Genomic DNA, 2,661 nt, shown 5'->3' on the forward strand with positions numbered 1-2,661 from the left:
GGGGTAAATATAGCGAAGCTGTCACCAGGGGCAAGATAGCCTGAAAGTATTGTGGAGTATGGGTTTGAGAAAAAAGAGTAGCTCACTGGATTTTAGCGTTTTTGACGGGCGTTTTATAAGCACAGCCACAAATTGGACAAAATCTGTGTCTCAAAGACAACACCAACTCACCGCAATTCGCGCAGTTAGCTCGAATCGGTGTACCGCAGAGATAACAAAACTTGGCTTTGACATGACCCCACATAGGGTCAACCGCCGCGCCAGGATTCCAACATTGGGGACAAAACTTAACCCCTCTAACCTGAGATACTTCTTCACCCTTGATCACAGCATCTAAATATTCTTGAGGCACGCCAAGGGCGATCGCTAACCCTTGAAGTGTCCTACGATTAATTTTAACCGTAAGTCCCCGCTCAATTTTCCCGACAGAGCGTCCATGTATACCAGCAGCATCCGCCAACTCAGACTGAGTTAAATTGAGTTTCTTCCTGACCCGTGAAACGTAACTAGCAAGGGATTCATCGCTATTGGGAGTTTTAAAAGTATCCATAAAAAGCTGTTAACTAACTCCAATAAAGATATATAATTTATCAATAAAAACCAAGCGAGAGAATACAGAAACAACCGTGAAATCGGCTGTAACTTTAGCCACTGTCACGACCGAATTTCTAGAGCGTCCTGGTCTAGCACCAAGTACTAGAGAAACCTATGAACTGACCCTCGGACTTTTACTGCAAAAGTATGGAAGTTGGTCAATAGAAATTATCAGTAAGCAAACATTAGTTGAGTATCTAAATAATCTCAGTCATTTAAAATACACGACACACCACAAGCATCAAGCAATACTACAAAGTTTGCTTAACTTTGCAGTAGAACAAGGGTATATAAAATCCAACCCCATCCGGGGACTAAAACAACGTCTACCTGAAAGAGAGAAAGGCGAACATAAAAGCGATGCTACAATCAGATATCTAACACAATCACAACTAAATATACTATATACTGCTGTAAAAGATGACTTGCGTCTCAGTGCGATAGTTCATTTATTGCATCGCACAGGATGCAGAATAGGAGAGCTTCTAGCCCTAAATATAGATTCTGTAGATATCAAGAACCAGAAATTTCAAGTATTAGGTAAAGGCAACAAACAACGCTGGTGCTTTTATAGTGATGACGCAGCCGTAATGCTGGCTAAATACTTGAAATACTCACGGCATCAAATACAGGTAAAAGTCGAATTTGTGTTTCTCCTTTGAATCCTCAAAATGAACCTGTTAACTTGACACGGTTAAAAACTGAAATTACTAGACGTTGGCGGATGACTAGCCTCTTAGATATTCTGAAAGAGACTGATTTACGAGTTAAGTTTAGCCAACACTTTCAGAGTGTATCAACACGAGAGGTTTTAAGCAACCATACTTTACAAAAACGGTTACTACTTTGTTTATATGGTTTAGGAACGAATACTGGATTAAAGCGTTTAAGTGATGAGATTAAAGGCGATAATTATCAAGATTTACTCCATGTTAAGCGACATTTTATTCAGAAAGAACAATTACGTAATGCTATTGCCTGTGTTGCAAATGCAATTTTTACTGCCAGAATTTCTACTATTTGGGGAGAGGGTACAACCGCCTGTGCTTCTGACTCGAAAAAGTTTGGTGCTTGGGATCAAAATCTAATGACTGAGTGGCACATCCGCTATGGTGGACGAGGTGTGATGATTTATTGGCACGTTGAAAAGAATTCTGTTTGTATTTATTCACAGTTAAAAACTTGTTCTTCCTCTGAGGTGGCAGCCATGATTGAAGGATTATTACGCCACTGTACTGAGATGAAAGTGGAGACAAATTATGTGGATAGTCACGGTCAAAATGAAGTGGCTTTTGCTTTCTGCCATTTACTGGGTTTTCAGTTAATGCCGCGTCTTAAACGTATCAATGTTCAAAAACTATACCGTCCGTCAACTGGGAATAATGATGCTTATCCAAACTTGCAACCGATTTTAACTCGCGCTATTAATTGGGATTTAATTCGCCAACAATATGACCAAATGGTGAAGTATGCTACTGCTTTGCGTTTGGGTATGGCGGAAACTGAAGCCATCTTAAAGCGTTTTACTAGGGGTAATTTATTACACCCTACTTATCAAGCCTTGGCGGAATTGGGCAAGGCTGTAAAAACTATATTTTTATGTAAATACCTGCATTCGGTTGAACTGCGACAAGAGATAAATGCTGGACTAAACGTGGTTGAGAACTGGAATAGTGCTAACAGTTTTATTTTTTATGGCAAGGGTGGGGAGATTGCTACTAATCGTTTGTCCGACCAAGAATTAGCTGTGTTATCTCTGCATTTAGTCCAGATATCTTTGGTATATATAAATACTTTAATGATTCAGGAGGTTTTATCCCAATCACAATGGATGCGGTTGATGAAGTTGGAGGATTTGCGGGCGCTTTCACCTTTAATTTGGGGTCACGTTAATCCCTATGGTACTTTTCGTTTGGATCTTAATGTCAGGTTGCCAATTGAGACGGGGTGAATGTGTCTAAAAATACGCTTTGTTCGTATATCTGAGAACCTTGTAGTCTGAAAGTCTTTCACCGCAATACTTTCAGGCTATCTTGCCCCTGGTGACAGCTTCGCTATATTTACCCC

General features: G+C 40.1%; 2 protein-coding genes and 1 pseudogene. 2 read left to right on the forward strand and 1 reads right to left on the reverse strand.

Annotated features, from left to right (window positions below):
• Window positions 1-82 precede the first annotated feature (82 nt).
• Window positions 83-550, reverse strand: a complete 468-nt coding sequence (locus CDG79_RS40060) for a helix-turn-helix domain-containing protein (RefSeq protein ID WP_094346987.1) — start codon at window positions 548-550, stop codon at window positions 83-85.
• Window positions 551-626: 76 nt separating this feature from the next.
• Between CDG79_RS40060 and CDG79_RS40065 the strand changes: the two genes are divergently transcribed.
• Together CDG79_RS40065 and CDG79_RS40070 are read left to right on the forward strand one after the other, a co-directional pair.
• On the forward strand, window positions 627-1,256 hold the full coding sequence (locus CDG79_RS40065) for a tyrosine-type recombinase/integrase (protein ID WP_094346988.1): 630 nt from the start codon (window positions 627-629) through the stop codon (window positions 1,254-1,256).
• Window positions 1,217-2,545: pseudogene (locus tag CDG79_RS40070) on the forward strand (Tn3-like element ISNpu13 family transposase); the annotation flags it as partial. The gene CDG79_RS40065 and the pseudogene CDG79_RS40070, both read left to right, overlap by 40 nt.
• Between the last annotated feature and the right edge of the window lie 116 nt (window positions 2,546-2,661).

The organism is Nostoc sp. 'Peltigera membranacea cyanobiont' 232 (assembly GCF_002245985.1).
Lineage (GTDB): Bacteria > Cyanobacteriota > Cyanobacteriia > Cyanobacteriales > Nostocaceae > Nostoc.